We start from the raw sequence: 3,168 nt of genomic DNA on the forward strand, positions 1-3,168 counted from the left end.
TCGATCGTATCGGCAACCGATGCGGATTCCACGGATTGCGCGGAAACGTCATTCGCATTGTCGGCATCATCCGCGTCGTCATAAATCACCGAGAAGTTGACGGACTCCGCGGCTTCCGTGGCGGATTCCGTGGTTTCCTCAGCCTCTGTAACGGCTTCTGCGGCTTCTTCGTTCTCTGCGGACTTGACGGCCTCCTCGACTGCGGCGTCGGTCACCGCATCGGATTCCACGGCCTCGTTCGTCTTGGCGTCGAGTTCGTTTTCGTTGTTCTTGTCGCTCATGCCTTCACCTCCGAAGGAGCTGCTTCCTCATTGCGGTCGTTGTCGCCGTCGTTGGTTCCGGGACGGTTCGCGAACACCTGCGCCAGATTGAAGCACAGGACTCGTGCGAACGCGATGATGCCCAGCACGAGGCAGGCTCCCAGACCATACCAGACCACGTTCCACACGCTGGCGGAAGTGATCGCCACCGCGTGGCCCGCGGCCCATGCGGTGCCAAGCGGTTTGGCTGCCAAAGCGCCGGCTCCCAAACCGATAAGCCAGAACGGCACGGTGTTGATGAACGATTCGAGCATGAATTGCCAGCCCAGGCGTCCCTTGGTGACGCCGGTGACCATGGCCATGCCGATCTCCTCGCGGCGTCCGCCGGTGATGGCCCACAATGTCAGCGCCAGCAGCGCGAGGCCTCCGACGATCAAGGTGGCAATCAGCAGGATGCGTGCGGTCGAGGCCGCGGAATCAAGCGGTTCTATGGACTTCTTGTATGCATTGAGGGAAGGCGAGGTGATCTCGTACTTCTTGGTGTTCAGCTTGGTCTTCTTCACCACGGAGACGAACTGGTCGTACGTGGACGGATTGGTCAGCGTGAAGATGATGTTGAGGTTCGGCACGCCCCAGCCGGTGGCGTCCGTGACATCGAGGCCCTGTTGCGCGAAGGTGAGGTATGACGAATACACCACGTTCTCACGGTTGTCCTTCGCGTACTTGGCATCGGAGCCGTAGCCGTTCGGGGTGTCGCCGGTGTATTCGTAGATGCCGCGCACCGTGAACGTGTAGGTTTCCGAAGCCTTGGTCGGATTGCCCGCGGTCACTTTGTCTCCGACCTTGAGGTCGTTCTTCTTGGCCAGGGACTGCGAAATCAGTACGCCGTCATCCTGCTTCTTGTAGCGCAGGTCCTTGCCCTTGACGACCTTGTACTGCCCGTAATCGTTGATTTTCACGGCATCCGCGGTGTAGAAGGCCTGCAGCGTCAGGTTGCCGCCGGTCTTGTCCTCGCTGGTGTCGGTTTTGGCCGCGATTGCCTGCAGCGACTTGCTTTGACGTACCGGAATGGAGGTGGCGACCGTGTAATCGAACGAAATGTTCTTTTTCTGCACGGCGGTCGCGTACTTGCTGTACTTCGCCCAAGTCATGTAATTGTTGGTGTAGCTGGAATCGGCGCCGTCTCGTTTGGCTTGGATTTGCGCGCTTGGCCGAATCACTGCCGAAGCCTTCTGCGACTGGTATGTTTCGTTATTGGCCGTGTCGTCGGCTTTCAATACAGACAGATTCACGGCTGCCGAAAACGACACCAGTAGGGTGAGCAGGGCAATGAGCGCGGTGCGCCATTTGACGCGACCGAGCGCGGCCCATGCGTTCTTGAGAACGAACATGCGGTACTTCTCCAGTTCTCTGTTGTTATATGCGTCGGCGCATGCCGACGGCGGCGTTGGCCGGGGCGCGCGCCCGCAGCGAGGCAAGCCCGTAGCGCATGAATGCGCCCCGTATGCATATCATTGCCATCCAACGTGATTGTTTTCTTGCGCAATACTGTTATACCTCTGCATGAAGTCTGAATACTTCCTGAGAATGCGCCTTCGAATGGGCCGCTCAATGGCTGTTGGCCACGCCTGTAACCATCTCGGCATGATTTTGACATCTGCGATCAGGCGCACGTCGGCATGCGGCACTGCACGGGAAAATTCTATCGGCATCGATGGGATTCGTGCGTTTCGATACGATGGAAGCCGATGAAGCAGCAGAGCATTATGGAGGATTCCGGCATGGGCAACGTTCCCGATGATCATAAGACTGATGAGACGGTACGTTCGATTTCCGCCGATTGCCTGGCGGCTTCCGCGTCGCCGAGGGGTCTCGAACCTTCCGGTTCCGCCGATTCCGGTCCCAAGGATTCTTCCGAGACCGCTGGCCGTGTCGCCGGTTCCGCGGTTCTTGCGCGATTGCGGTCATCTCGTTCGACCGTGCGCATCTGCTCCATCATAGGAGTGCTTTGCGCCGCGGTGATCGTGCTGCTGTGGTTCCCGCATGGCGCGGCCGCATGGACGAATCCGTTGCAGCAGATCGATGCGCCGGCGCATTACTACTTCATTCGCAAGATTCTTGATGAAGGTATTGGCGCGGCGACCCATTTATGGCCGAACGACGAGTATTATCCGCCGTTGTTCCATTTGATGGCGGCGGGATTGATCTCGCTGGCGAAGGTTTTCGGCATCGACGTATCGATATACACGGCATTCAATGTGGTGTGGCTGTTCACATCCGCGTTGATTTGGCCGATTGGAGTCCAGCTGTACGCTTCGTATTTCACCCGCCGTATCGGCAAGGGCTCCTCGACTTTCGCGTTCATCGCGCCCGCGCTGCTCGCCCTTGTCATTCCGTCCCTCGGCGTGGCCTCCGCCTGTCATCCGTTCCAGATGCTGGCCTCCGGCCCGCTGATCGCATTTGGTCTGGCGACGACGCTGCTGCCGTTCTGGTTGTATGCCACGCTTCGATTCTTTGACGCCATCATGACGCATGAGCGTGTGGCGAGGTGGGGGATTTGGTTCCTGCTCACTGCGGGCATCTGCGTTTTCGCGCATCCGCGCATCGTGTTCACCTGGGCGTTGCTTATGGGGCCGTTCGTGCTGACACGTCTGCCGTGGAAGATCATCGTCGGATGCGTTGTGGCGGTGGTGCTTGGCGCTGTGGCCTTCCTGCTGTATATGATGTCCAGCTACCAATCCGACCGCTACTTCAATCCTGCGAGTTGGTTTCACACGTTCGTGCCCAATCGCACGGTTCCGGAGGCGCTGCGTGTGTACTTCACGGAGAACATCGCTGGGCCGCAGGGCTGGTTCATGGCCGTTGTCGTCGTGGCCGCTTTGACGGTCTGCATTGCCGCGGTCGTTCG

The 3,168-nt window shown here is 58.9% G+C and carries 3 protein-coding genes; 1 reads left to right on the plus strand and 2 read right to left on the minus strand.

Annotated elements, in window-relative coordinates; genetic code table 11:
* Both B3C64_RS00860 and B3C64_RS00865 read right to left on the minus strand, forming a co-directional pair.
* The coding region (locus B3C64_RS00860; RefSeq protein ID WP_291533075.1) for a hypothetical protein at positions 1 to 281 on the minus strand (281 nt) is incomplete at its 3' end.
* Positions 278 to 1,651 (minus strand): ABC transporter permease, encoded by a 1,374-nt coding sequence (locus B3C64_RS00865; RefSeq protein WP_291533076.1) that lies wholly within the window; start codon positions 1,649 to 1,651, stop codon positions 278 to 280. The genes B3C64_RS00860 and B3C64_RS00865, both read right to left, overlap by 4 nt.
* Positions 1,652 to 2,008: 357 nt before the next feature.
* Here B3C64_RS00865 and B3C64_RS00870 point away from each other — a divergent pair.
* Positions 2,009 to 3,168: DUF6541 family protein (locus B3C64_RS00870; protein ID WP_349679940.1), on the plus strand; the 1,160-nt coding region annotated here is incomplete at its 3' end.

Source organism: Bifidobacterium sp. UBA6881, from assembly GCA_002451435.1.
GTDB lineage: Bacteria > Actinomycetota > Actinomycetes > Actinomycetales > Bifidobacteriaceae > Bifidobacterium.